A 22,713-nucleotide genomic window follows, 5' to 3' on the forward strand; every position below is an offset into this window, starting at 1 on the left:
ACTGATCCAACTCTCAAGGCTCACTCCCTCACGGGAGTGGGCCTTCTTCTTTGTCCGGAGTACCTTGGTGCGGATCGAATGCGAGGGGGCAGTTCTCGCAATAAGCGATTCGGCCGCAGTGAGCCTTTCCCACCGCTACCGTCAAAGCATGAAACTCATTGAACAGCGTCGCGCGAATTTCGGGAGGATCCGCTGAGAACGCCTCAGTCGTGAGCTGAACGAGCGCTTCGTAGCCCCGACGGTTCTTGCCGGGTGCTGGGTGGACCAGCCCATGGCGTGTTGCCACGCGGCGCAGGTATTCGTCCGCAACCGGCACGGGATGGCCCAGAGCGTAGAGCAGGATCGCGTCTGCGGTCTCCGGGCCCACCCCGGGCAGGGAGAGGAGTCTTTCGCGTATGTGCGCCGTCGGAGCCGCGGCGAGCCTCTGGAGCGATCCACCGAACTCGGAATCGACCATAGCGACAAAGGATTTCAGTGCGGGCGCTTTCCGGGTGTAGAAGCCGGAGGGCCGGATGTGCCGCTGCAGATCGGCCAGTGAGAGCGCGCGAAGGCCCTTTAGACTGAGTGCTCGTGCGCGACGAAGGTTCAACAGCGATACTTCGACCGCCTTCCAGGATGTGTTCTGGGTCAGGTAGGCGCCGACAATTACTTCGAAGGGCGTCTTCGCCGGCCACCAGAACTGCGGCCCGTAGGCTTTCACCAATTCGTCGTGCATCGCCCGGAGCCGCGCAGCTGCGGATGGCACTCGGGGCGACCGTTTCTGCTTTGCTTCCATCTAGACGTGTTCGATCTTGGCTGGTTCTGGAGTTCGCGGAGGAGGCAGAAATGTCAGACCGAGTCGAGTGATGACTTCCGGCAGAACTTCGTCATAGTAGAGCACCGCGCTGCGGGCGCGGATGCGATTAGAGATCCAGAGAACCACTGAGATCGCGACAGACCAGGTCATGAGAATAGCGTAATCGCGGGGATGTTGGAGCGCGCGGGATTCATACGCACCGAACAGCAATCCCAGAATCAAGCACACGAATGCTGCTCCCCAGAAGATGACCTGGATGTTCGTCTTTCCTGGGATGAAGGAGCAGGTGAAGGGGACCTTATCGAAACGGACGAGGCAGAGCTCGACCAGCACCCATCCGAACACCGACAGGAATGCAATGTGCTCGTAAGCGTGACCCACGGGTCTGTAGTGGCGAGACAGGAGAGCCGTCACCGCAAGAACGGGAAGTACGCCGAAGAGGAACAGGCAGCGCCTTGTCGCGGCTACGTAGTTGCTGGTAGGCCGCAGCTGCGTGACTCTGAGAACCCAGTTGGCCTTCAGAGATATGGGCAATGAGAAAACTCCGCGCAATCCGACCACAGCGAACCCCATCATGATGATTGTCGGAAGGATGAATCCCGTTGAGATGACCTCTGGAGGTTCCGTCAGCATCTTGCGGGCCATCGAGAGCGCAATCGAGATGACGATTGACCAGTAGAAAGCGAGAGCGATGCGGTGCTGACGGCTGCGGGTGATGGAGCGGAATGCAAAAACTGTGATTGCCGCCTGCAGCGACCTGCCCAGGTTGGGAAGGAATCGAATGGAAGTGGAGCCGGGGTCGATGTCGGGCTGCTCGACTGTGTTTTTCATCGTGCGGAGATAGCACAACGCGAGAGAACCGATTGAGCCGGCAACGACGATGGCTAGTGCAATCGATGCTCGATTTGCGATCCACTGCAGTTCGCGGGGGAGGGTCCCGTTGATGTAGTTGAAGAGTGCGAAAAACCAGTAGGTAGGCGACCACGCCAGGAGGTTGTGATGGGCAGGGCTGGTCAGATCCGGGAAGGTTGCGACCCACGGCTGGAGAAAGCGTCCGGCGAGGATTGCTCCGAATGCAGCTAGCTGAAGAACTGCAGAGACGACCAGCGAAATGCGCCTGGGCAGTAGCAGTGTGCCGAGGCCCTGAATCGCGAGCACTGAGCCATAGAGGAACAGCGAAGCCGTGATCAGGGTGAACCACCAGCAGAAGAAGAAGCGGAAGATGCCGTTCGATCCGCTGCCGAAAACGATGGACATGGCAAATGCGGAGGCGAAGTTGAGTGCTACGATCGCGATGCCGAGGACTTGCGACGAAGCCGACAGCTTGGCGAGAAGAATTGTCCGGGGCAACACGGGTAAAGGGCCCAGCACCATGGAATCGCGCTTATCCGGAAAGGTCGTGTCCCACATCAGAACGGCACACAATCCGATGACGAGCTGAATGTCGGCGATTCGCGCCTGCTCGTAAATCCATGTCTCGGGGCCGGGAGGCGGCGGAAACCACATCAGACCCATCCCGTGACACAAGCTGAGCATGATGAGGATGCCTGCGAACTGGCCTAGGTAGGAGAGGATGTCGGCGTCGATCGACAGCGCTTCCAGATCGATCACCCGCAAAAGGAATTGCGAGTGGAGCACGCGGAAATCACGGGGAAGCCGAGTAGCGATGCGGTCCCTGAGAGCGGAAAGGAGTCTACGCATGGATCAGATCCGCAAACTGCCGTGCCATTGAACCGCTGTCTTGCTCCACAGCGAGTTGAGAGAAGATCGCCTCAAGGTTTGGCAGTTCCATCAGCGAGCGCAGATGCTCAATGGAGTCGTCCGCAACCACCTTGCCGCGATGCAGGATTACGACCCGATCGCTGATGCGTTCCACCGTATCCAACTCGTGCGAGCTGAACAGAACTACTTTGCCTCGGACCGCAAGCTCGGTAATCAGGCTGCGCAGAACCAGCGCGGAGCCGACATCCAGCCCCGAAAAAGGCTCATCGAGCAGAACGAGATCCGGATTGTGCATCAACGCTGCCGCAATCAGCACCTTCTGCCGCATGCCCTTCGAGTATCCGGAGATCCCGGCGTGTCGATCGTCGTAAAGCGAGAGCAGGCGCAGCATGCCGTCGATACGCTCACCGGCGACCCGCGCAGAAAGCCCACGAAGATCGGCAACCATCGTCAGGTATTCGGCGCCGGAGAGGTGAGTGTAGAGATAAGGCTCCTCGGGCACATAGCCCATCCGCCGCTTGTAGGAGACGATGTCGTCTTCGATGAGCTTGCCGTTGAACAGGATTTCGCCGGACGTCATCTCCAGCAGGGCAGTAATCATCTTGATCGTCGTCGATTTGCCGGAGCCGTTCGGGCCCAGGTAGCCCGTCACCTCGCCGGGACGCGCAGAGAAGGTGACATCGTCAACGGCAGCTATGCCGGAGAAATGCTTGGAGACTCGCCTCAGTTCGAGCATGAAATGCACCCCACAGAACCGTGAGCACCGAGAGGGAACGCGACTCGGCTGCCTACCTATGTAGCATTCGGCATAACCGATGTCAAGACGCTCCTCAGCACGGGGCTGTTTCGCCGAAGTTTATTGAACTGTGGGAGGCGTTCGAGTGATTGCGGTCACGATTTGAAGTTCGCATTCCCCGACGGCATCATTTCGCCGAGAAAGCGCGCTCGTACAGGCAGACCTGATTCCTGCCATTGTGCTTGGCGTCATACAGAGCGGCATCGGCGTGCTGCAGCAGCTCCTCCGCGGTCTCGCCATCGCCAGGAAAGAACGCGATCCCGATCGATACGCTGAAGCCGTCGAAGCTGTCGCGTCCTGAGCTGACCTGGAGTTGCGAGATGGCGGTCAGGATCGATTCGGCTCGATCGCAGGCGCCCTTCACTGTCGTATCCGGCAGGATAATGGTGAACTCTTCGCCACCGTAGCGACAGGCGATATCTTCCGACCGGATGTTGGATAGGAAGATATCGGCGAAAGCCTTGAGGACCGCATCTCCGGCTGCGTGTCCGTGCGTATCGTTGAACCGCTTGAAGTGATCGGCATCGAGCATCAGCACCGCCATGATCTGCTTGCGGCGACGCGCGCGCGTCATTTCGCGCTCCAGAGAAATCTGCATGAAGTGGCGGTTGAACAGGCCAGTCAACGAATCGCGGATGGACTGGTTCTCAAGCTTGGCGCGCAGATTCAAAGTCGCGATAGCAAGGGCGGTAATCTGAATAAGCTGTCGCACCGCATCCATGTGTTGATTGACTTGCATCACCAGCTCGTCGCTGTCGCATTGCAGATAGAGCAGGCCGATGGTATTGCCATAAGCCACAATCGGCCGGCAATGATACCGCTCGGGCGCGCTGGCGCTGAAGTGAGCGCATTGAATTTCGGAGATACCCGGCCTGCGCCACCTGGGCTGACCCGATCGCAGCGCGCAGCACGATTCCGGCTGGCTGAAATCATCGTGGCTCGGGGAACCCCAGAAGGAGACGGCCTCGACGTGATTCCGCGAGTTGTTGATCATGTACAGGCAGCCGGAGCTGCCGGGAAGCAGCCGCGAGAAGCTCGTCGCAGCCGTAACGTACACCTGCTGCACATCCACGCATAGCTGCAGTTCGTTGCGGCATGCCGTCATCAGCTCCGACTCCCGCGCCGTCCCCTCGAGGGCGAGAATGCTTCGCGCATGATCGTCGTTCACCTTCTGGGCGGCGATGGCGCTGCGCTGCAGGACGACCGCGTCGCGCAGGAGCAGAGCGAAGAGAATGATCAGGCTCAGAATCGAGACGGGGATGAGGAAGAATTCCGTGCTGATGGAGGTGAGCAGCCGCCTCTTGGAGTGCGCGGCGCGCTCGGTCAGGAGCATCTGCTCCTGATCAGACATGAGGCTGATCGTCTTCTGGCAATCCTGAACATCGCTGGTCGGCAGAGGCGTGTTGCCGGCGAAGCGGGCCATGGTGTCAGAAAGGCGTGAGGCGCATTCCGAGAGGCTCTGTGAATTCGTGGTCTGGTTTGAATTGTCCGCGGTAAGCGCGCGAATGTGGACAGAAGAGGTGACAAGGTTGTTTGCGGCGCTTCGCGCCAGGTTCAAATCGTCCTCGTCCTTGTCGAGAAGGTAGAGGTGCGTGCGGTAGAGGACACGTTCGGAAAGCAGCGACGCACGCTGGAGTGAACTGATCACTTCCTGTGTGTGCTGCACACGCTCGGCTGCCGCGGTCAATTGCTGAGTGTTGAGATAGAGGACAGCCCCGGCGCCCAATGTGAAAAGGACAGCGCCGACGAATGCGGCAATGATGATGATGACTGCATTGCCTGAGGCCGGCCGAGCCTTGCGAGCTGAACCGCCTGAACTGGGGAACCCGGAGAGCATGGGGGAGCTGATTCGATGGTACGCGGAAGCTTGCTGATTGCAGCCACAGGAGCTGGATGGGAGTGCACTTTAGTTACAGGCGACGACAGATGCCCGCAGGGCGAAGTCACTGTAGATGAAGCCATCGCGATCAACCGTCTCGCTTTGCTCCAGAGGTATGGCCCGGGAGAACATCGGGCCATCGTAGACGCAGGAGTGAAACTCGCCATTCTCACCGCAGGGGTCGACGCCAGCCGGGAGGGCGCGGAGGAATTCTGTGTCGAACTCGCGTCCCGCAAAGCCGCGGTCTAGCTGGCCTGAGTCTACACATACTACTTTGGCGCGCAGTCCACCGGAGATCATCTGGAGCGCTAGCTCTTTGGTGGGAATCCCCCAGAGCAGAAAGAGGGGGGTGAGGCCTGTGGGCTGTAGCTGAGCCTCACGATAGGCCCGGATGTCTGGGAGGAAGAGATCGCCGAACGCGACTGAGTTCACGCCTTCCGCAACCGCACGTCTGCAGGCTTCAGACATCTGCTGCTCGTAGATGTCGTTGGGGCACGGCCATGGAAGCGGAATCTGCCACAGGGGCAGACCGGCCGCCGCGGCCTGCGCTTCCAGAACAGCCCGCCGCGTACCGTGCATGGCGACGCGATCGAACTGCGCGTTGACGGTCGTCAAGAGCCCGACGACTTCGATGTCAGGCTCCTGTCGGAGCAAGTGAAGCGCCCACGCGCAATCTTTGCCGCTGCTCCAGGAGAGAAGGACGCGCTTCATCCGCTAGCTGATCTCGATTACGTCTGAAGCGGAGGCTGCAGCCGCGTCCGCGCGCTCCATCAATTTCTGTGCGACATTGAAGAACTCGGTCGCCTGTGGGCTCTTCGGTCCGGCGAGCGTTACAGGCAGCCCTCGATCTCCGCCCTCGCGAATAGCAGGAATCAGTTCAATGGAACCGAGAAACGGAATCTTGAACTGCGCCGCTGTCCGCTCTGCGCCGCCCTTCGAGAAGATGTCGATCTCATGATGGCAATGCGGGCAGGTGAAGTGGCTCATGTTCTCGACGATGCCCAGAACCTCGACGTTCACCTGCGCGAACATCTCCAGCGCCTTGCGCGCATCCTGCAGGCTGACATCGCTCGGGGTAGAGACGACAACTGCGCCCGTGAGCGGAACCGTTTGTACGAGTGAGATGACCACGTCACCCGTGCCAGGAGGCAGATCGACGACGAGGTAATCGAGTTCGCCCCAGTTCACCTGCTGCAGAAACTGCCGGATGATCTGGTGCAGCATGGGCCCGCGCATCACCAGCGGCTTGTCGCCTGGAGAGATGTAGCCGATGGAGATCGTCTTGATGCCGTGAGTATCGTTGGGCTGAATCTGGTTGTTCTGGTCAACCCGGGGAGATTGCGTCGAACCCATCATCAGCGGAACGTTGGGACCGTAGATGTCCGCGTCGATCAGTCCCACGCGCTGGCCCAGCTTTGAGAGCGCGATGGCGATGTTCACGGCGACGGTGGTCTTCCCGACTCCGCCTTTTCCGGAACCAACTGCGATGATTTTCGAGACGCCGGGCAATGCAACCGGCTGCGGCATGGCATGTGAATGAGCCATTGTTCTAAGTGCTCCTTGAGCAGGTTCGTGAGGGTTTCAGTCAGACCCGAGTCAGGCCTGCGTTGCACCGTTCCTGTTTGCGGCGCGCTGCTTCTCGCTCGCGATGTTCGCGGCGAAGCATGGCGTCGTTGTAGCGCCGGACCTCGTTCGGCGTCTCCGGTTGCACAGCCGGAACCTTCTGCCGGCGGCCGTGCTCGTCGACAGCGACAAACACCAGGTAGGCGCTGGCGACATGAAGGTGCGATCCGGTCTGAGGGTCTTCGACCCACACCTTCACGCCGACCTCGAGAGAGGTATTGAAAGCGCGGTTGACGCTGGACTTGAGGATCAGCAGGTCGCCCACATGAACCGGCTGGATGAAGTCGATGTGGTCCATCGCCGCCGTGACGACGTGCGTGCGCGAGTGGCGGTACGCGGCAATAGCGCCGGTCAAATCGATAAAGTGCATGAGCCGCCCGCCCAGAAGATTGCCCAAAGTATTCGCGTCGTTGGGCAGGATGACCTCGGTCATCTCAGACTGCGTGCTGGCGACAGTACGCACAAGCGGGTTGGGTTCAGTCGTACTCATAATTGTCTTGCTCCGGTGATTCTCAAACGGGATCTCGGCACAGTGTTCGCTTCCGGCTACAATGAAGAAACCCGGTGACTTCGCGCCGAGCCGCTAATCCCAGTGTCGGCAATCAGAGGTCATTTACGCAAATCCGCCTTGGTGCAGAGATTTCCAGATTATGAGTACAACCGACAAGATCGCAGGACTTAAAGAGATCCTTGCCCTCGACCCGAAAAACAGCTTTGCCCGTTACGGCATCGCCATGGAATTGGCGAACCGTGGCGAGGTGGATGCCGCATTGAAGGAATTCGATGTCCTGATCGAGCAGAACCCCGACTACGTGGCTGCCTACTTCATGTCGGCCCAGACCCTGGCCAAGGTGGGACGAAACCAGGATGCGGCGGAGAAGCTGAAGGCCGGCATCGCCTGCGCTGCGCGGACTGGCAACCGCCATGCCCTCAGCGAGATGCAGCAGATGCTTGATGAAATAGATCGCTAACCACCGGCCGCTCCGGTTACACACCAATGTTCGCCCCGATTGGCTGGCGAATATCTGCGCCTTTCATAATTGACCCGCGTCTATACTGTAGATATGCCGAAGTACTCGATTGTCGTTCCTTTTCACAATGAAGAGGACAATGTAACCGTTCTGTACGCGCGTCTGAAACAGGTCATGGAGCAGGTGGGCGACACCTTTGAGCTTGTCCTGGTCGATGACGGCTCGAGCGATCGCACCTACAAGCTGCTCGAAGAGATTGCCGCAGTCGACAGCCGCGTGCTCGTCGTCAAGCTGCGCCGCAACTTCGGACAGACCTCGGCGCTGGCGGCAGGGTTCGACAACGCTTCGGGTGAGTTCATCCTGGCGATGGATGGCGATCTGCAGCACGATCCCAACGAGATTCCGAACTTCCTCGAGAAGCTGGAAGAGGGCTACGACGTCGTTTCCGGCTGGCGTAAGGAGCGCATCGACAACTTCGTCATGCGGCGGATTCCTTCGCGCTGCGCCAATTGGCTGATGGCCAAGCTCTCGGGCGTGGACATCCACGATTTCGGAACGACGTTCAAGGCCTACCGCCACGAAGTGATCCAGAACATTCCGCTGTACGGCGAGATGCACCGCTTCATCCCGGCATTGGCGAGCTGGTACGGCGCCTCGATCTGCGAGATTCCCATCAAGAACGTACATCGCGAGCGCGGCAAAAGCCACTACGGCATCGGCCGCACCTTCCGCGTCTTCTTCGACCTGCTGACCATTCGCTTCCTGCTCAAGTACATGAGCAGGCCGCTGCACTTCTTCGGCACCTTCGGAGCACTGGGCATTCTGTTCGGCGGAATCATTTCGACGCTCCTGCTCGGCATGAAGATCTTCAATCCGCATCAGAACGTGATGGATGCGCACGGGCCGCTATTTGTCATCGCCGGTGTTCTGATTCTTGGCGGAATTCAGTTGCTGGCAATCGGGCTCCTTGGCGAACTGCAGGTGCGGCATTACTACACCGGCCAGCAGCGCACGCCTTATGCGATCGATCGCATCGTGCGGCTGCGGACTCCGGAAGAGCCCAGCATTCTGTCCGACCGGAATGGTGACAGGTTTTAAGAAACAGGGATCAGCGATCAAAAAAACATAAGCCCCGCGCGGAGATGATCCGGGCGGGGTTTGTGTTTGTGGACATGAAAGCTCACTCAGGCGAGTCGAGCGAGGCGAACGAGAATACTTCGCTTGCAGTGACGCGGTGTCAGGGTGCATGCTTTCGCATGTATGAACGCAATACAAATTCACAACACTGGCGGGCCTGAAGTTCTGCAGCTCGTCGACTTGCCGATTCCTGTTCCCGGTCCGGGACAGGTTCTCATTCGTGTTGAAGCCGTCGGTGTGAACTTCATCGAAATCTATTTCCGCAAAGGCCAGTACAAGGCGACGATGCCTCTTGTTCCCGGCAGCGAGGCTGCGGGGACCGTCGAAGATCTCGGTTCCGGTGTCACCGGGTTCAAGCCGGGAGATCTTGTCGCATCCGTAGGCGTGCTGGGTAGCTATGCGGAGTACGCTCTGGTGCCGGCCGCGCAACTGGTGAAGGTGCCCGACGGGCTGAGCCCCGAGCAGGCCGCAGCTGCGATGCTGCAGGGCATGACCGCGCACTATCTCGCGCACTCTACTTACCCCCTCAAGGCCGGAGAAATCGCGCTAGTCCATGCCGGCGCGGGCGGGGTGGGATTGCTGCTCACGCAGATGGCATCGAAGATCGGCGCGCGTGTCATCACAACCGTCTCTACAAAGGAGAAAGCGGAGCTGTCGCGTGATTCCGGCGCAGCGGAAGTGATTCTCTATACCGAGCAGGATTTCGTCGCGGAAACGAAGCGCCTCACGGGCGGCAAGGGTGTCGATGTCGTATACGACTCGGTAGGGAAGACGACCTTCGAAGGCAGCCTGAATTGCCTCCGCCCGCGCGGACTGCTGGCGTTGTTCGGCGGATCAAGTGGCGCAGTGCCGCCATTCGACCTGATTCAACTGAGCAGCAAGGGTTCCTTATTCATTACCCGGCCGACGCTGTGGCACTACGTCGCAACCCGGCACGAGCTGGAATGGCGTGCGGGCGAGGTCCTGAGTGCGGTGAAGAGCGGAGAGCTGAAGCTGCGGATGGAACACATGTATCCGCTGTCGGACGCGGGGCGTGCGCAAGCAGAGATGGAAGAGCGGAAGACAGCAGGCAAGATTCTGCTGGAACCGTAAACACAGCTACTAGCTATTAGCTTTTAGCCATCAGCTCTTAGCTCAATGCCAGAATGGATTAAGAACCTGCGATTGAGCGAGCAGGGCTTACGGCTAAGAGCTAAAAGCTAAGGGCTAAGAGCTCGTATTCAAAGATGGGCAAAATCAATATCAAAGCATCGGATCGCGTGTTTGTCTTGACTGGGGCGGGAATCAGCGCGGAGAGCGGACTGCCGACATTTCGCGCTTCCGACGGATTGTGGGCCGGACATCATGTCGAGGATGTCTGCACGCCTGAGGCCCTCGAGCAAAATCCTGAACTCGTCTGGCAGTTCTACTCAGAGCGTCGCGAGCAGGGAGCAAACGCGAAACCGAATCCGGCGCATCTCGCGCTGGCTGAACTTGAGGCGAAGCTCGGCGACCGCTTCTTTCTTTGCACGCAGAATGTTGACGATCTGCATGAGCGTGCCGGTTCGAAGCGCCTGATCCACATGCATGGCGAACTGGCAAAGTCACGCTGCTCAGAAGAGTGCGGGCAGCCTCCGATTGAAGATCGCCGTGTCTACAAGAATCTAAGCGAAGTGGGACGCTGTTCATGCGGTGCTCGGCTGCGTCCGCATATCGTCTTCTTCGGCGAGATTCCGCTGGATATGGGAATGATCCAGCGCGAGATCGACCAGGCCACCTTGATGATTGTGGTCGGTACTTCGGGCTCCGTATATCCCGCAGCGAACTTCGTCCACTGGGCGCGCCAGAACGGCGCACGGACCGTCTACATCGGCCCCGAGCCGCCTCTGAATGCAAGTGCCTTCACCAACGTGGTCGAAGGCAAGGCGGGCGAAGTGATGCCGGGGCTCTTTGAGGTGGAGTAGACGATCGTATATCACCCAAGCAGGACCAAAAGCAGATCCTTCACTCCGCTGAAGAAGACCGCTCCGTTCAGGACGACAGCGTTGCCCGGAAAATTGCTGTTGCGTGCCTCAGAACTTAAACCGATACCGCACCTGCCCCGAAATCATCCTCGGGTCGTTGAAGTGAAATCCACCGACTGTGATGCTGTTGTCCTGCAGCACACGATGGTTCGTCACATTCACCGCGTTCACTGCGAAAGACAGCCTCTCGCCGAAGCTGTGTCCAAACGACGAATCAAAGGTGGTGTGCGCCGGCAGATAAGGTCCGTTGTAGGGGCCGACATTCGCGCCTGCCAAGCCGTTGGCGAACCCGCTGCCATAGTAGACATTGCTTGCAAACCAGCTTCGCATTGGCAGTTTCGCCGTGAAGCCCGTGTTGAGCGTGTGGCGCTGGTCGTGATCCACGGGCACGTAATCAGGGCCTTCAGAACACGCTTCGTCGCCCGGCTTCGAACAAGTAAACCCTCCGGTAATGCTGCCGCGCTGCTGCGCAATTTGGTTCGAGTACGCGAGGTGAAACTGGCCGAAGTGCGCCAGCTGCGGCGAGCGGATCGCCAGTTCCCACGGGCGCACCAGCGCCCCATCCACCGAGATCGGAAAGTAGATGTTCGACTCGCCGACGTTGGCGTGATCGAGGAAGTTGTTCACGCGATTCCGTGAGTTATTGATGTCGACTGTCCATCCGCGCCACGGAATCGTGATGCCGAGTTGATGTTCCTCATCGCGTTCCGACGGGATCGGGACGAAGGCGTTCTGCCCCGGCTGGCTGTGAACGTAATCCAGAAGCGTTGATGAGACCGTCTGGACTGGCGCCGGCTGAAAGTAGTGCCCGTAGTAGCCGCGGAAAGCCCAGTGCAGATGCGGAATCTCGACCGTCGCACCGATGCGCGGGTATGCTGCGTTCTCCGTCAACGCCGCATGGTAGCTGGAAATGCGCATTCCGCCGTAAAGCGAAACGTAGCGGCCAACCCGGAACTGGTCAGAGAAGTGGAACTCCGCTATGCCGGCATTCTCGGTTGAGGTGGTGTCGGGAACGCTGGAATCCGCAAAGCTGTCGTCGTTGATCCGCAACCCGAATACATCGCGCTCACGCTGGAAGAACGAGTAGAGTCCGCCGGTGAAGTTGTTCGGCCCGACGCTTGTGTGCACGTCAGCCTGCGCGCCAACGTAATTCGACGTCTGATGCCATGTGGTCGCAACAGGGAAGTCGTTTGCCGGAGAGTCGTAGTTCGCCTGGTTGAAGTGATAGAACGGAGCCACTTCGAAGGTCGTCTTCGGCGAGAGTGTTCGCACCCAGTTAAAGATGGCGAACGAATCGCGTTCGCGCTGTCGGTCGCGTAAACCGTAGGAGTTGTAGTAGTCCGCGGTCTGCTCCCAGTCGTTCGGATCAGGATCGTACGGGATCTGAAAGAAGTCATTCCGAAACTGCGCGTCGAGCCGAAGCTGGTCGCGGGCGGTCTGGTTGCGCAACAGCGATGCGAATACGCTCTCCGAGTTCGTCGAGTCGTGCCGAATCTGCGGGATCGGCGTTTCCAGCCCATAGTTCGATCGCGAACCGGTTCCGCTCAGATACCATGCAGTCTTCGACGTATGGTCTCCGAAGGAGAGCTGCGCCTCCCCTGTATCGAGATTGCCGCCGGAGACGAGCAGTTCTGCTTCGTGGTCGCGTTCGAATCCGTTCCGCGGCAGGACATTGAAGATGCCGTAGGTGCGGTCGCCTACATCGGCCTGGTAGCTGCCGCGCTGCGTCTCCACCTCGTCGATGTCCTTCGGATCGATCTGCGGCCCGACATTCGATGCGATCTTTGTATTCGGAATCGAGACTCCATCAATGAGCCAGCTGGTCTGGTGGCCGCCGCGGATGTGAAGCATGTTGTGGCTCATATAGGAGCCAGGAACGAAGTCGGTGATCATCTGCATGCCAAGCGTCCGCGTTGCGCCGGGTGTTTCGTCGATGTCGGCGCGGCTGACGAGAGCGGTGGGCGAAGTAGCCTCAACCTCCAGCGGTGAATAACCCTTGGCGCTCACCGTAACGCTCTCCTCGGTCCCCGCGATCGCCAGAGGGATGTGCAGAACCGGATTCGAAGACGATGTGACGGTCAAAGGTTGATCGTAGTCGACATACCCCGCAGCGGAGATGGATAGCCGATAAACGCCGAGCGGCACATTCGCAATTGCGAAGGTGCCGTTATCAGCCGTAAAGGCTTTGAGTGAGAAACCTGAGTCGGCAGCGGCAACGGTCACCTTTGCGCCGGTGACAGGATGGTGCTGGGCATCGTGCACAACGCCGTGGATTGTCGCGAATACGGTGGCGTGGCCCGGAACGGAAAACAAGCCAATAAGGAAGCACGAAAGAAAGCGGGGAAAACGCATGCGGCAATGACCTCACGACAACAGGGGCTGCGCGCCAAGCTGAAGTAAGCGCGCGTGACCGAGGGAAGCTTAGGATGTTGTTGTCAGCTTGCGTGCGTTGCCGGAGGGCCGCGTAGGACGGGAGTCCTGAGATGGATGCTCGTGCAGCCGGAGTCAGCGGGAACAGGGCACTTGATCTCCCGCGCAGCATAGACCGCAGCCTGATAGAAACCTTGAGCCGCCGCGAACGATGTTGTTCTTGCATCCGGGTGCTGGGGAAACTCGGAGCACCGCGAACGCACTTTCACTGCGGCATTACCGCCAGCATCCTGCGCCCGCTGTCCATCCATTGCGCAATGGTGAGCGCCAAGGCGGCGGCAGCATGCGGGCAGTGAAACGTCGTCGCTCGCGTTATATGCGAACGAGAGAGGTCCGGCTCCAAAAAGGAGCACTAGCAGGATGGAAAGGGTTCGCCGCATCCTTTGACCCATGCTACATGACGCATCGCATTACCTGCGATTCAAGGGGAACTTCTTGCTTTCAGGTATCATCGAGACATCCTGAACCCCAGGCTGCCGATGGAAGGATTTGATGCCGTCCGAAGTGAAAACCTCTGTCTCAGATTCCCCGAGTCTCATTGAAGCGAATGGCCGTCCACCGCTGCGCATCGCGCTTTTCGGGTTCGGAACAGTCGGCAGCTCTGTCGCCCGCATTCTGCTCGAGTCGAAGCCTGAAGGCCTCGAGATCACGCATGTCTATAACCGGAACGTAGCTCGAAAGAAGGTCGACTGGGTTCCCCGCAGCGTGGTCTGGAGCGACAACTGGGAAGAGGTGCTCGCCTCCGACGTGGATGTAATCGTCGAGCTTGTCGGCGGGTTGAACCCGGCTGGAACATGGGTCAGGCGCGCGATCGAAGCGGGAAAAAGCGTTGTCACGGCAAACAAGAAGTTGATCGCCTATCACGGAGTCGAACTGGAGCGCCTCGCCGCCGAGAGGGGTGGTCACTTGAAGTATGGTGCCGCGGTTGCCGGCGGCATTCCGGTAATTCCCGGCCTGGAGCAGGGCCTCGCAGGCGATCACATCCGCCGCATGCAGGGAATCCTCAACGGCACCTGTAACTTCATCCTCAGCCGCATGGAAGCCGGCGCAGAGTACCCAGCCGTGCTGGCTGAGGCCCAGGCGAAAGGCTACGCCGAGGCCGATCCAACCGAGGATGTGGGTGGGTTCGATGCGCGCTCGAAGCTTGCGATCCTCATGCGGCTCGCGCTGCGCGTTATCGTCGATCCCGAAGAGATTGTCCCCGAGCCGATCACGTCGGTCACCGCAGTCGACTTCAGCTATGCACGCGATCTGAATTGCACCATCCGGCAGGTCTCCCGAGCTGAGGAGGTCGACGGAGAAGTTGCTGCAACCGTAGGTCCTATGCTGATTGATCTCAACTCGCCCATGGCATGGTCGCGCGGCACAGAGAACATGGTCATCCTTACGGGCAAGTACGGCGGCGACGTGGTCTTCTCGGGTCACGGGGCGGGCGGTCACCCCACGGCAGTTGCGGTCGTCAGCGATTTGCTCGCGCTGGCGCATGGTTCGCGCAGGGTGGCTGTGCCATCGGCACCGGCCAAGATTGGCGCGGAGTTCGAAGTGCCGCACTACATCCGCTTCACGGTTATTGATCGTCCCGGCATCGTTGCTGAAATCACCGCGGCGCTGGCACGCGAGCGCATCAACATTCGTGCCATCGTGCAAAAAGCCGGCTACCCGGCCAACGCACTGCCGTTCGTGGTTACTGTCGAGCCGTGCAAATCATCCGCGCTCAAGCGGGCCCTCGCACACATCGCCAAAATGGACTGCCTGCTCGAGCCGCCTCTCGACTTGCAGATCCTCGAATAGCCGCCGAACACGAGCGCAATGAATCAGGAACGCAGTACACATTCCCGGAGGTAGTAGTGATTGACACAATTTATCGATGTGAGATCTGCGGCGAGGAGAGCGAAAAGCCGGTTCGCTGGATTGCGATCCACTGCAGTGACGCACAGCTCACCATCTTCAAGTGGACGAAAGAAGCCGCCGACAAGCCCAGCGCGCGGCACTATTGCGGCGAGGCACACGCGCAGGTGTACATCAGCCGGTGGTTCGAGTCGATGTGCGGCAAAATCTAGAGTTCAACCGGCGAGCTTGCCATTCGCCGGGCCGGTCGACTCCCGCACGATCAACTCCGGCGCCATGACGATCTCCGCTGCGTAGTCGGCTTCTCGGTTCGCGATGCGATCGAGCAGGATCTTCGCTCCGCGCTGGCCCATTTCGAAGAGCGGCTGGCGAACGGTTGTCAGCGACGGTGTCGAATAGGCCGCAGACTGGATATCGTCGAAGCCTACCACGGACACATCCTCCGGTACTCTCAGACCGGCATCCTTTAGCGCTCGAAGCGCGCCAATGGCCGCAATGTCGTTGAAGCAGAACACCGCTGTGAAGTCCTTTGTCGACTCCAGAAGACTCTTCATCGGTTTGAAGCCGATTTCGGGCGCCATTGGGTGCTCGCCGGTCTTGCTTGACCAGCCCGACGCGTCGATCCGAACCACAAGCGCGGGATCGATGCGAAGCCCGATCTCGCCGGCCACTTCCTGTATGCTCTGCCAGCGGTAGTCGGAGTCCGGGATCGCCTTCGGTCCGCGCATGAACGCGATGCGGCGATGGCCCAGCTCGAACAGATGCTTCAGCGCAATCTCAACGGCCTTGTGATGATCGAGCACGATGTTCGTCACGTTCTGCACGGGACTGTGGGCCGAGATTGCGACCACAGGAACCGGCACGGAGATCTGCTCCGCGGGAGTATTCAGCAGCAGGAAGCCATCAACTGCGCGCTCGACAAGCATGCGCGGATACTGGTCGATCAGCTCCTTCTTCCAATCGTGGCAGGCAGTGAAGTAGAAGTAGTGAGCGCTCGTAAGCTCCTGCACCACGCCGCTCATCACGCGTGTGAAGTAGCCTTCGCTCAGGTCAGGCGCGAGAACGCCGACCGACATCGACCTGCTTTGCCGAAGAGAACGCGCGAAATAATTGGGCCTGTAGTTCAGCCGCGTCGCCGCTTCCATCACCCGGTTCCGCGTCTCCTGCGGGATGGATTTGGCCGACGGAGAGTTGTTCAGAACAAGGGAGACGGTCGTCTGCGACAGCTCCAGATGTTCCGCAAGCGTCCTTAGATTCACATGTCCTGCAGGCTCTACGCTCTTACTTCTTGGCATGTTGGATGTTGTAGCACGTTTGGCTGGAAACGCGGTACCTCCGAATGAGGGGTAATACATCGATTTTCTTGCGAGGTAACCACGCGAGTCAGCCGCTCACCTGGCCTCGATATGGTTGGCTCCCGGCTTCAGCTCCCAACTTCTGCCGCCGTACTGAAAAGTCCCGGTGAGAATCCCCGGCAGGGTGACTGTGGCATCCAGACCCGACCCCGTGCGGCGATACACCATCTGGATGTTTCCCTGCGGGTGCGGATAGGTGGCGTTCAGGTGCTCGAGCGACCCGAGATGCGGCGCAATCCGGACGCTCGCAAACCCTTCGCTGGCAGGCTCGACACCGGCAACCAGCGTGAGCAGATCGTAAATGGGGTGCGCTGACCACGCGTGCGAGTCGGACCGTGTCTCGCCGGGCTGCTCCGGCCAGGTGCTGAAGTGCATGGGCAGCAGCTCGCGCCACGGGTCCAGAGAGTTGAGGTACTCTTCTCCGAGCCCCGCATGATCCAGCGCCCGCGACAGGTAAAAGCGGAAGTAGTACGAAGCAGACATCACGCCGTCGGGAGTGGTTCCGGGCTGGATGCTCATGAGCCGCCGGAGCACGTCCTGCTGCTTTTCCTTCGGGATCACGTCATAGAGCACGCCGAGAATGTTGGCCTGCTGGCTAAAGACCTTCTGCTCGGGATTCTCGGCCAGTAAACCGCGCGACGGTACCCAGCACATGCTGGCGATGCCGGAGCGCACATGACTGAGCCGAGCCTGGTAGCGCTGGGCCAGCACCGGGTCGCCAAGATTTTTCTCCAGGTCCGCGGCGTCGATGAGTGCGCCGAGGTACTGGAGCGAAGTCATGCACGATTCGTGATTGGCGTCGTAGGAGGGGATCTCGCCTTTGACTACCCAGTCGATGAAGCTCCACCAGGGCAGCTCGCCGAGCAGTCCGTCCGTGTGCTCGTACTTCGCGAACCAGGTGAGGACATCGCGCGTGCCGGGCAGGGAATCGCGAACGATCTGCGGGTCGGGCCTGTACATCCAGTAGTCGTGCAGCATGCCCACCCAGATCAGGGAAAAGGTAGGGATGTTCTGGGGCAGCGAGCTTGGGTATCGGCTCCGCGTGATGCCTTCCGGAATTCGGGACTGGTCGAAGGCCTGCAGAGCCTGGCGGCCAAGGCGGTCGTCTCCTGCAACGGAATAGGAGATGAGGGCCTGGATACGGGTATCGCCGATGTATTGCAGCTGCTCGTAGTACGGCGTATCCATATAGGTCTCGTGCGCATCGAGCCTCGCGGTGCGCCAGCTGACTTCCCAGATCTTGTCGAGATCGGCCTGGCCTGAGTCGAACTTGGCGCGCTCTTCAAATGGATAGGCAGTAAAGTATGCTTTCAGCGAATCGAGGGTGAGGGGCTCGGAGCCAGTTGTGATGTCAAGGTCGAGGTAGCGCCACGTCCGCCACCAGAGCGGCATGAAGGTGCGATGCTGGCCGCCGTCGGGGAGGAAGCTGTCGGTCAGGCCTAATGCTTTGCGCGGGTGCCTCACCCCGCTCGAGTCGGTGTAGTCTGCCGCATCGCGATCGCCCTTGTGCCTCTTGTCGTCGTAAAGAGCTTCGGAGTAGGTGAGTACGATGTGAGCGCCTTTGCCGCCCGAGACGATGAGTTCGGGATAAGCGGTGGTGAGTGTTTTGCGATCGATCGTGATGTTGAAGTGTCCGTTTGCAGGCAACTGAGCGGATTGGCCGGGGAACTGAGGCACTCCAGGCTGTTCCTTTCCGCTGTTCCTGACTGTCGCCCCCACCTCGGTTGGCCCATACTCCATCTTCGGCAGCTCATCGGGAATCATCCCCCAGGGATTGTCCCCCGTTGTATCAGCTGAATGAGCGCCGTTCGTGGGAAAGATGCTGTCCCGCATCGGGCTGCCGACCGGAACCCAATTCTTGCCCTCGCCGGAACTCCACTCCCAGTCGTACTTGGAGGCATCGAGCTCTTCTCCCGGCCCCGATGCGAAGTACGTCTGCAGCGTCACCTTGTCCCGCCCCAGCGGATGGACACCGGCCTCCTCTTCCACCAGCCAGTCCCTCGGCGTACTGATACCGGTGGCGTCCTTTGCCTCGCTCTCCAGCAGAAAAGCCGTGCGGTCGCTGAACTGGGCGAGCGGTGCATAGACCCCAAAATTCCACACCGTCGCCGTGATCAGGTTGGGTCCCGACTTCAACAAAGGAGCGATATCGAACCGCTCGTAGCGCCAGTGCATCAGGTCGCCCCGCGCCGGCCCATCGCCCACCCGGCTGCCGTTCACATAAAGGATGAAGCGATTGTCGGCCGATACCCGGACCACGTAGGTAGTTGGCTTCGAGCCCAGATCCACCGCCCGCTTGAAGTGCAGCACGATCGGCTCGCGCAAAGGAGCCGTGGGATGCGTAACCCAGGCCGCATGCCAGCTCCGGTGAACTGGGTCAGGTTGAAGGACGGGGGCTGCGGTTGAAGTTTGACCGAAAGCGAGTGTGGGCGCGAAAGTCAGAGCCAGAAGCAGTGCAATTGGGCGCATAGGTAAGCCTTAATGGTTTTCAGCACATAAGCTTACCGGAAGCCCCCGGCCTGCGTGCGCCCTTCTGGCATTCTCCAAGCTGGGATTGTCCCTCTCCGATCCGCCCGGCGCATCGAAGTACTCAGAATCGGGCTTTGCGGGAGGCTGAAATGCCTTGTATGCGCTGGATTTATCAGCACTGTAACCTGTTATTCATCTTTCCCCTTTAGCCTTATCAACGGTGACACTCCAAGTGCCAGAGATACGCATCTCTCAACAGCCAACTCAAGCTCCGCCCAAGGTTTCTGTCCCGGAACGTGTCGCCGAACCGCCGCGAACGGGAGTCTCCGCAGTCCGGCAGTTTCTGAACACGCGCGGAAACTCGGCTTTTGCCGACCGGGTCTTCCGATGGCTGATGTTGCTGTGCGGCCTCAGCATCTTCGCAATTGTGCTTTTGATCCTCTCTGAGTTGATGCTGCGCTCGGGAATGGCCTGGCACAAGTTCGGTTTCAAGTTCTTTTTTCAGCAGGGAATTCCCGATCGCTACAGCGGCCAGATGAACTACTGGGATCCGGTCAACGGCGCCTTCAGCGCCCTGCCTTTTGTATACGGCACACTGGTCTCGTCGCTGTTGTCGCTGCTGATCTCCGTCCCTCTCGCGGTCGGGCTGGCAATCTTCCTCACCGAAATGTGCCCGCGGTTCCTGCGCGGGCCTCTCGCGTTCATCACTGAGCTCCTGGCCGCCATCCCGAGCATCATTTATGGTCTCTGGGCCGTGTTCGTGCTGGTTCCGCTGTTGCGCGAATACGTCAACCCCGCACTTTCCAAATACCTGGGCTGGACCGGCCTCTTCGCTGACACCAATCCGACCGGCCTGGGATACGTGGCTGCCGCGGTCATCCTTGCGGTCATGATCTTGCCGATCATCTCTTCTCTGACGCGCGAAGTGATGACGGCGGTCCCGCACTCGCAGCGCGAAGCCGTGCTGGCACTGGGCGCCACTCGCTGGGAGATGATCCGCACCGGTGTCCTGCGCAATGCTCGCATCGGCATCGTAGGCGCGGTGATTCTCGGTCTCGGCCGCGCGCTCGGCGAAACGATGGCCGTGACGATGGTGATCGGCAACACGCCGGCGATCAGCAAATCGCTGCTCGCGAATGGCAGCTCCATGGCATCGGTAATCGCAAACGAATTCGCCGAGGCCGTAAGCGACGTGCATCGCAGTGCGTTGATCGAAATCGGTCTGGCTCTGTTCGTCGTCACCATCATCGTGAACGCGCTTGCGCGGTTCCTGGTGTGGATGGTGACCCGCGGGGCGCCGGCAAGAGTGCATTGAAGACGGAGATGAGGGGTTAGGACAGGTTGATGGCGACGAGCGCATCCAGTTTTCGTTCGAAATACCGGGCAGCTACCGATCACGTCGTGACTGGGTTAGCTATTCTGGCAACAGTCCTGGTCGTCGTGCCCCTGGTTGCAATCTTCGTCTACCTCCTGCTCAAAGGCGCGAGTTCGCTCAACCTCGATTTCTTCATCAAGAATCCTGTGCCGGAGGGTGAATCCGGAGGCGGCATGGCGAACGCCATCGTCGGCTCGGGCGTTCTGCTCGGCATAGCCAGCCTGATCGGAATCCCGATTGGGATCGGTGCTGGTATATATCTCGCGGAATATGGGCGCGGTACGAAACTCGCCAACGCTGTCCGCTTCACCGCTGATGTACTCAATGGCGTGCCCTCAATCGTCATGGGTCTCGCAGCCTACTCATTGATTGTCATTCCGCAGCATCATTTCTCCGCATTCTCGGGCGGCGTCGCGCTCGGCATCATGATGATCCCGACAGTGGCGCGAACTACAGAAGAGATGCTGCTGATGGTTCCGAACATGATTCGCGAGGCCGCGCTCGGTCTCGGGTTATCGAACTGGCGTTCGGTCCTCTCCATAACGGTGAAAACCGCTTCTCCGGGAATCATCACCGGCTGCATGCTGGCCTTCGCCCGAGTGGCGGGAGAAACTGCTCCGCTCATCTTCACTGCCCTCGGCAACGCGTTCTGGAGCGTGAATCCGAACCGCGAGATCGAGGCGCTTCCGCTGCAGATCTGGGTTTATGCCACCGGGCCTTACGAGGATCAGCACCGCCTGGCCTGGGCCGGCGCTCTGGTTCTCATCGTTTTGATTGTGCTCGCGGTATCGCTGGTCCGCTACGTCACCAGCCGCGGCGTTCTGAAAGGGGCAAGTTAAGTGGGAGTCGGAATCGAGGTAACAAACCTGAACGCGTGGTACGGCACAAACCACACGCTGCAGGACATCACTCTGAACATCCCCGCAAATCACGCCACCGCGCTGATTGGACCATCCGGCTGCGGCAAAAGCACATTCGTGCGCTGCCTCAATCGCATGCACGAAACGAATCCCATCGCCCGCGTCACAGGCACCGTCCGCATCGGCGACATGGATATCTACAGCGATGCCGCTCCGGTCGAGATTCGCCGTCGCGTTGGCATGGTCTTTCAGCGCCCCAACCCGTTTCCGACTATGTCGATTTACGACAACGTCGCCGCTGGTTTGAAACTGAATGGGTATAAGAACAAACGCTCTCTTGACGAAATCGTCGAGCGATCCCTCAAGAACTCAGCGCTCTGGGACGAAGTAAAAGACGACCTCAAGTCGAAGTCAGGCGCAAGCCTCTCCGGCGGCCAGCAGCAGCGCCTTTGCATCGCGCGCGCTCTCGCCGTCGACCCTGAAGTCCTGCTGATGGACGAGCCAGCCTCCGCCCTCGACCCCGTATCTACTTCGAAAATAGAAGACCTGATCTTCCAGCTCAAATCGCAGTACACTATCGTGATTGTGACCCACAACATGCAGCAGGCCGCCCGGGTGGCCGAGAAAACGGGCTTCTTCCTGAATGGGCGCATGGTGGAGTTCGACTCAACGCACAAGATCTTCACGAACCCCAGCGACAAACGCACTGAGGATTACATCACGGGCAGGTTCGGATGACACGCATTCGCTTTCAACAAAGTCTCGATCAGTTGAAGGAAAATCTGCTCGTCATGGCTGGTTTGGCGGAGCAGGCGATCCAGCGCGCCATCGAGGCCTACCGTGTTCGCGACCTCTCCATCTGCGATCTGGTGAGCCGCAGTGAAGTAGCCATCAATCGTTTGGAGCGCGACATCGATCAGGAAGCCCTTGACCTGCTCGCGATGGAGCAGCCCATGGCCATCGATCTGCGCTTCATTCTGAGCGTGATCAAGATCAATGCAGACCTCGAGCGCGTGGGTGACTCCGCCAAGAGCATCAGCGAACGCGTCCGCAACATGGAGCAGATGCCCGCCGTGTCAGACCTGCCTGTGGACATTCCCCGCATGGCGACGCTCTCGGCGGAGATGGTTCGCAAGAGCCTCCAGTCCTTCATCGATGCGGATCCGGCGCTGGCTCGTGCCGTACTCACCATGGATGACGCCGTCGACAAGATGAATCGCGCGGCCTACAAGTCGCTCACCAAGGTTATGGAAGAGCAGAGCCATATCGCCCCGCAGGCCCTCAATGCGCTCATGATCTGCCGTGCTCTTGAGCGCGTCGCGGACCACGCCACCAACATCGCCGAAGACGTCATCTTCTGGATTGAAGGCTCCGACGTGCGCCACCACAAGAGCGTGATGGCCCAGAAGCAGGCCGCCGAAGCAAGAGGCTAGTCCCACCGGTCTGAAC

Annotated in this window: 20 protein-coding genes; 10 read left to right on the plus strand and 10 right to left on the minus strand. The window is 59.5% G+C overall.

The genetic code is table 11. The features are described 5' to 3' along the window. Positions 1–28: 28 nt before the first annotated feature. The 7 genes from DHV10_RS01390 to DHV10_RS01420 all read right to left on the minus strand — a co-directional run bounded on the left by DHV10_RS01390 (position 29) and on the right by DHV10_RS01420 (position 7,306). Complete coding sequence (locus DHV10_RS01390) at positions 29–715, minus strand: endonuclease III domain-containing protein (RefSeq protein ID WP_162601109.1); 687 nt, start codon at positions 713–715, stop codon at positions 29–31. Positions 716–775: 60 nt separating this feature from the next. Further along, positions 776–2,497: a hypothetical protein gene (locus tag DHV10_RS01395; protein ID WP_109484533.1), complete on the minus strand. Its 1,722-nt coding sequence runs from the start codon at positions 2,495–2,497 to the stop codon at positions 776–778. Beyond that, positions 2,490–3,254 carry an ABC transporter ATP-binding protein gene (locus DHV10_RS01400; RefSeq protein ID WP_109485648.1) on the minus strand — a complete coding sequence of 255 codons (765 nt, stop codon included), beginning with the start codon at positions 3,252–3,254 and terminating at the stop codon, positions 2,490–2,492. The genes DHV10_RS01395 and DHV10_RS01400 overlap by 8 nt, the downstream gene beginning before the upstream one ends. Positions 3,255–3,441: 187 nt before the next feature. Continuing rightward, positions 3,442–5,151 carry a sensor domain-containing diguanylate cyclase gene (locus DHV10_RS01405; protein WP_109484534.1) on the minus strand — a complete coding sequence of 570 codons (1,710 nt, stop codon included), beginning with the start codon at positions 5,149–5,151 and terminating at the stop codon, positions 3,442–3,444. A gap of 69 nt (positions 5,152–5,220) precedes the next feature. After that, the gene (locus DHV10_RS01410; RefSeq protein ID WP_109484535.1) at positions 5,221–5,904 is read right to left on the minus strand and encodes a Dph6-related ATP pyrophosphatase; all 684 of its coding nucleotides are present in this window, start codon (positions 5,902–5,904) and stop codon (positions 5,221–5,223) included. A 3-nt stretch (positions 5,905–5,907) separates the two neighbouring features. Then, positions 5,908–6,738 carry an Mrp/NBP35 family ATP-binding protein gene (locus DHV10_RS01415; RefSeq protein ID WP_109484536.1) on the minus strand — a complete coding sequence of 277 codons (831 nt, stop codon included), beginning with the start codon at positions 6,736–6,738 and terminating at the stop codon, positions 5,908–5,910. Between the two features lie 40 nt (positions 6,739–6,778). Beyond that, on the minus strand, positions 6,779–7,306 hold the full coding sequence (locus DHV10_RS01420; protein WP_109484537.1) for an acyl-CoA thioesterase: 528 nt from the start codon (positions 7,304–7,306) through the stop codon (positions 6,779–6,781). A gap of 160 nt (positions 7,307–7,466) precedes the next feature. Between DHV10_RS01420 and DHV10_RS01425 the strand changes: the two genes are divergently transcribed. From DHV10_RS01425 to DHV10_RS01440, 4 genes are all read left to right on the plus strand, one after another. Continuing rightward, complete coding sequence (locus DHV10_RS01425; RefSeq protein ID WP_109484538.1) at positions 7,467–7,787, plus strand: tetratricopeptide repeat protein; 321 nt, start codon at positions 7,467–7,469, stop codon at positions 7,785–7,787. Positions 7,788–7,880: 93 nt separating this feature from the next. Next, entirely contained in the window at positions 7,881–8,885 is a 1,005-nt protein-coding gene (locus DHV10_RS01430; protein ID WP_109484539.1) for a glycosyltransferase family 2 protein, read from the plus strand. 162 nt (positions 8,886–9,047) lie between these two features. Beyond that, positions 9,048–10,016, plus strand: coding sequence for a quinone oxidoreductase family protein (locus DHV10_RS01435; protein WP_109484540.1), 969 nt, complete (start codon positions 9,048–9,050; stop codon positions 10,014–10,016). 134 nt (positions 10,017–10,150) lie between these two features. Beyond that, positions 10,151–10,867, plus strand: coding sequence for an SIR2 family NAD-dependent protein deacylase (locus tag DHV10_RS01440; RefSeq protein WP_109484541.1), 717 nt, complete (start codon positions 10,151–10,153; stop codon positions 10,865–10,867). 108 nt (positions 10,868–10,975) lie between these two features. Here DHV10_RS01440 and DHV10_RS01445 read toward each other — a convergent pair whose 3' ends face one another. Further along, on the minus strand, positions 10,976–13,279 hold the full coding sequence (locus DHV10_RS01445) for a TonB-dependent receptor (RefSeq protein ID WP_109484542.1): 2,304 nt from the start codon (positions 13,277–13,279) through the stop codon (positions 10,976–10,978). Between the two features lie 570 nt (positions 13,280–13,849). Between DHV10_RS01445 and DHV10_RS01455 the strand changes: the two genes are divergently transcribed. Then, positions 13,850–15,148, plus strand: a complete 1,299-nt coding sequence (locus DHV10_RS01455) for a homoserine dehydrogenase (protein WP_109484544.1) — start codon at positions 13,850–13,852, stop codon at positions 15,146–15,148. 56 nt (positions 15,149–15,204) lie between these two features. Then, complete coding sequence (locus DHV10_RS01460) at positions 15,205–15,417, plus strand: hypothetical protein (RefSeq protein ID WP_109484545.1); 213 nt, start codon at positions 15,205–15,207, stop codon at positions 15,415–15,417. Between the two features lie 3 nt (positions 15,418–15,420). Here DHV10_RS01460 and DHV10_RS01465 read toward each other — a convergent pair whose 3' ends face one another. Together DHV10_RS01465 and DHV10_RS01470 are read right to left on the minus strand one after the other, a co-directional pair. Then, the gene (locus DHV10_RS01465; protein WP_109485649.1) at positions 15,421–16,500 is read right to left on the minus strand and encodes a LacI family DNA-binding transcriptional regulator; all 1,080 of its coding nucleotides are present in this window, start codon (positions 16,498–16,500) and stop codon (positions 15,421–15,423) included. Between the two features lie 96 nt (positions 16,501–16,596). Continuing rightward, positions 16,597–19,029: an alpha-L-rhamnosidase-related protein gene (locus DHV10_RS01470; protein ID WP_109484546.1), complete on the minus strand. Its 2,433-nt coding sequence runs from the start codon at positions 19,027–19,029 to the stop codon at positions 16,597–16,599. A gap of 232 nt (positions 19,030–19,261) precedes the next feature. On the opposite strand from DHV10_RS01470, the gene pstC reads away from it, so the two are divergent. The 4 genes from pstC to phoU are packed head-to-tail and all read left to right on the plus strand — an operon-like array spanning position 19,262 to position 22,697. Further along, complete coding sequence (gene pstC / locus DHV10_RS01475; RefSeq protein WP_239461242.1) at positions 19,262–20,344, plus strand: phosphate ABC transporter permease subunit PstC; 1,083 nt, start codon at positions 19,262–19,264, stop codon at positions 20,342–20,344. Between the two features lie 29 nt (positions 20,345–20,373). Then, a complete protein-coding gene (gene pstA / locus DHV10_RS01480; protein WP_109484547.1) occupies positions 20,374–21,243 on the plus strand; it encodes a phosphate ABC transporter permease PstA in 870 nt (289 codons plus the stop codon). Next, entirely contained in the window at positions 21,244–22,002 is a 759-nt protein-coding gene (pstB, locus tag DHV10_RS01485; RefSeq protein WP_109484548.1) for a phosphate ABC transporter ATP-binding protein PstB, read from the plus strand. It begins immediately after the preceding gene. After that, on the plus strand, positions 21,999–22,697 hold the full coding sequence (gene phoU / locus DHV10_RS01490) for a phosphate signaling complex protein PhoU (RefSeq protein WP_109484549.1): 699 nt from the start codon (positions 21,999–22,001) through the stop codon (positions 22,695–22,697). The genes pstB and phoU overlap by 4 nt, the downstream gene beginning before the upstream one ends. The last annotated feature ends 16 nt before the right edge of the window (positions 22,698–22,713 follow it).

Source organism: Occallatibacter savannae, from assembly GCF_003131205.1.
Taxonomy (GTDB): domain Bacteria; phylum Acidobacteriota; class Terriglobia; order Terriglobales; family Acidobacteriaceae; genus Telmatobacter; species Telmatobacter savannae.

Coding starts and splice junctions, on each gene's coding strand:
- DHV10_RS01415 (WP_109484536.1), bottom strand. CDS start 6,738: ATGGCTCATTCACATGCCATGCCGCAGCCGGTTGCATTGCCCGGCGTC.
- DHV10_RS01445 (WP_109484542.1), bottom strand. CDS start 13,279: ATGCGTTTTCCCCGCTTTCTTTCGTGCTTCCTTATTGGCTTGTTTTCC.
- DHV10_RS01405 (WP_109484534.1), bottom strand. CDS start 5,151: ATGCTCTCCGGGTTCCCCAGTTCAGGCGGTTCAGCTCGCAAGGCTCGG.
- DHV10_RS01390 (WP_162601109.1), bottom strand. CDS start 715: ATGCACGACGAATTGGTGAAAGCCTACGGGCCGCAGTTCTGGTGGCCG.
- pstA (WP_109484547.1), top strand. CDS start 20,374: ATGGCGACGAGCGCATCCAGTTTTCGTTCGAAATACCGGGCAGCTACC.
- DHV10_RS01400 (WP_109485648.1), bottom strand. CDS start 3,254: ATGCTCGAACTGAGGCGAGTCTCCAAGCATTTCTCCGGCATAGCTGCC.
- DHV10_RS01410 (WP_109484535.1), bottom strand. CDS start 5,904: ATGAAGCGCGTCCTTCTCTCCTGGAGCAGCGGCAAAGATTGCGCGTGG.
- phoU (WP_109484549.1), top strand. CDS start 21,999: ATGACACGCATTCGCTTTCAACAAAGTCTCGATCAGTTGAAGGAAAAT.
- DHV10_RS01430 (WP_109484539.1), top strand. CDS start 7,881: ATGCCGAAGTACTCGATTGTCGTTCCTTTTCACAATGAAGAGGACAAT.
- DHV10_RS01440 (WP_109484541.1), top strand. CDS start 10,151: ATGGGCAAAATCAATATCAAAGCATCGGATCGCGTGTTTGTCTTGACT.
- DHV10_RS01470 (WP_109484546.1), bottom strand. CDS start 19,029: ATGCGCCCAATTGCACTGCTTCTGGCTCTGACTTTCGCGCCCACACTC.
- DHV10_RS01465 (WP_109485649.1), bottom strand. CDS start 16,500: ATGCCAAGAAGTAAGAGCGTAGAGCCTGCAGGACATGTGAATCTAAGG.
- DHV10_RS01395 (WP_109484533.1), bottom strand. CDS start 2,497: ATGCGTAGACTCCTTTCCGCTCTCAGGGACCGCATCGCTACTCGGCTT.
- DHV10_RS01420 (WP_109484537.1), bottom strand. CDS start 7,306: ATGAGTACGACTGAACCCAACCCGCTTGTGCGTACTGTCGCCAGCACG.
- DHV10_RS01425 (WP_109484538.1), top strand. CDS start 7,467: ATGAGTACAACCGACAAGATCGCAGGACTTAAAGAGATCCTTGCCCTC.
- DHV10_RS01455 (WP_109484544.1), top strand. CDS start 13,850: ATGCCGTCCGAAGTGAAAACCTCTGTCTCAGATTCCCCGAGTCTCATT.
- DHV10_RS01435 (WP_109484540.1), top strand. CDS start 9,048: ATGAACGCAATACAAATTCACAACACTGGCGGGCCTGAAGTTCTGCAG.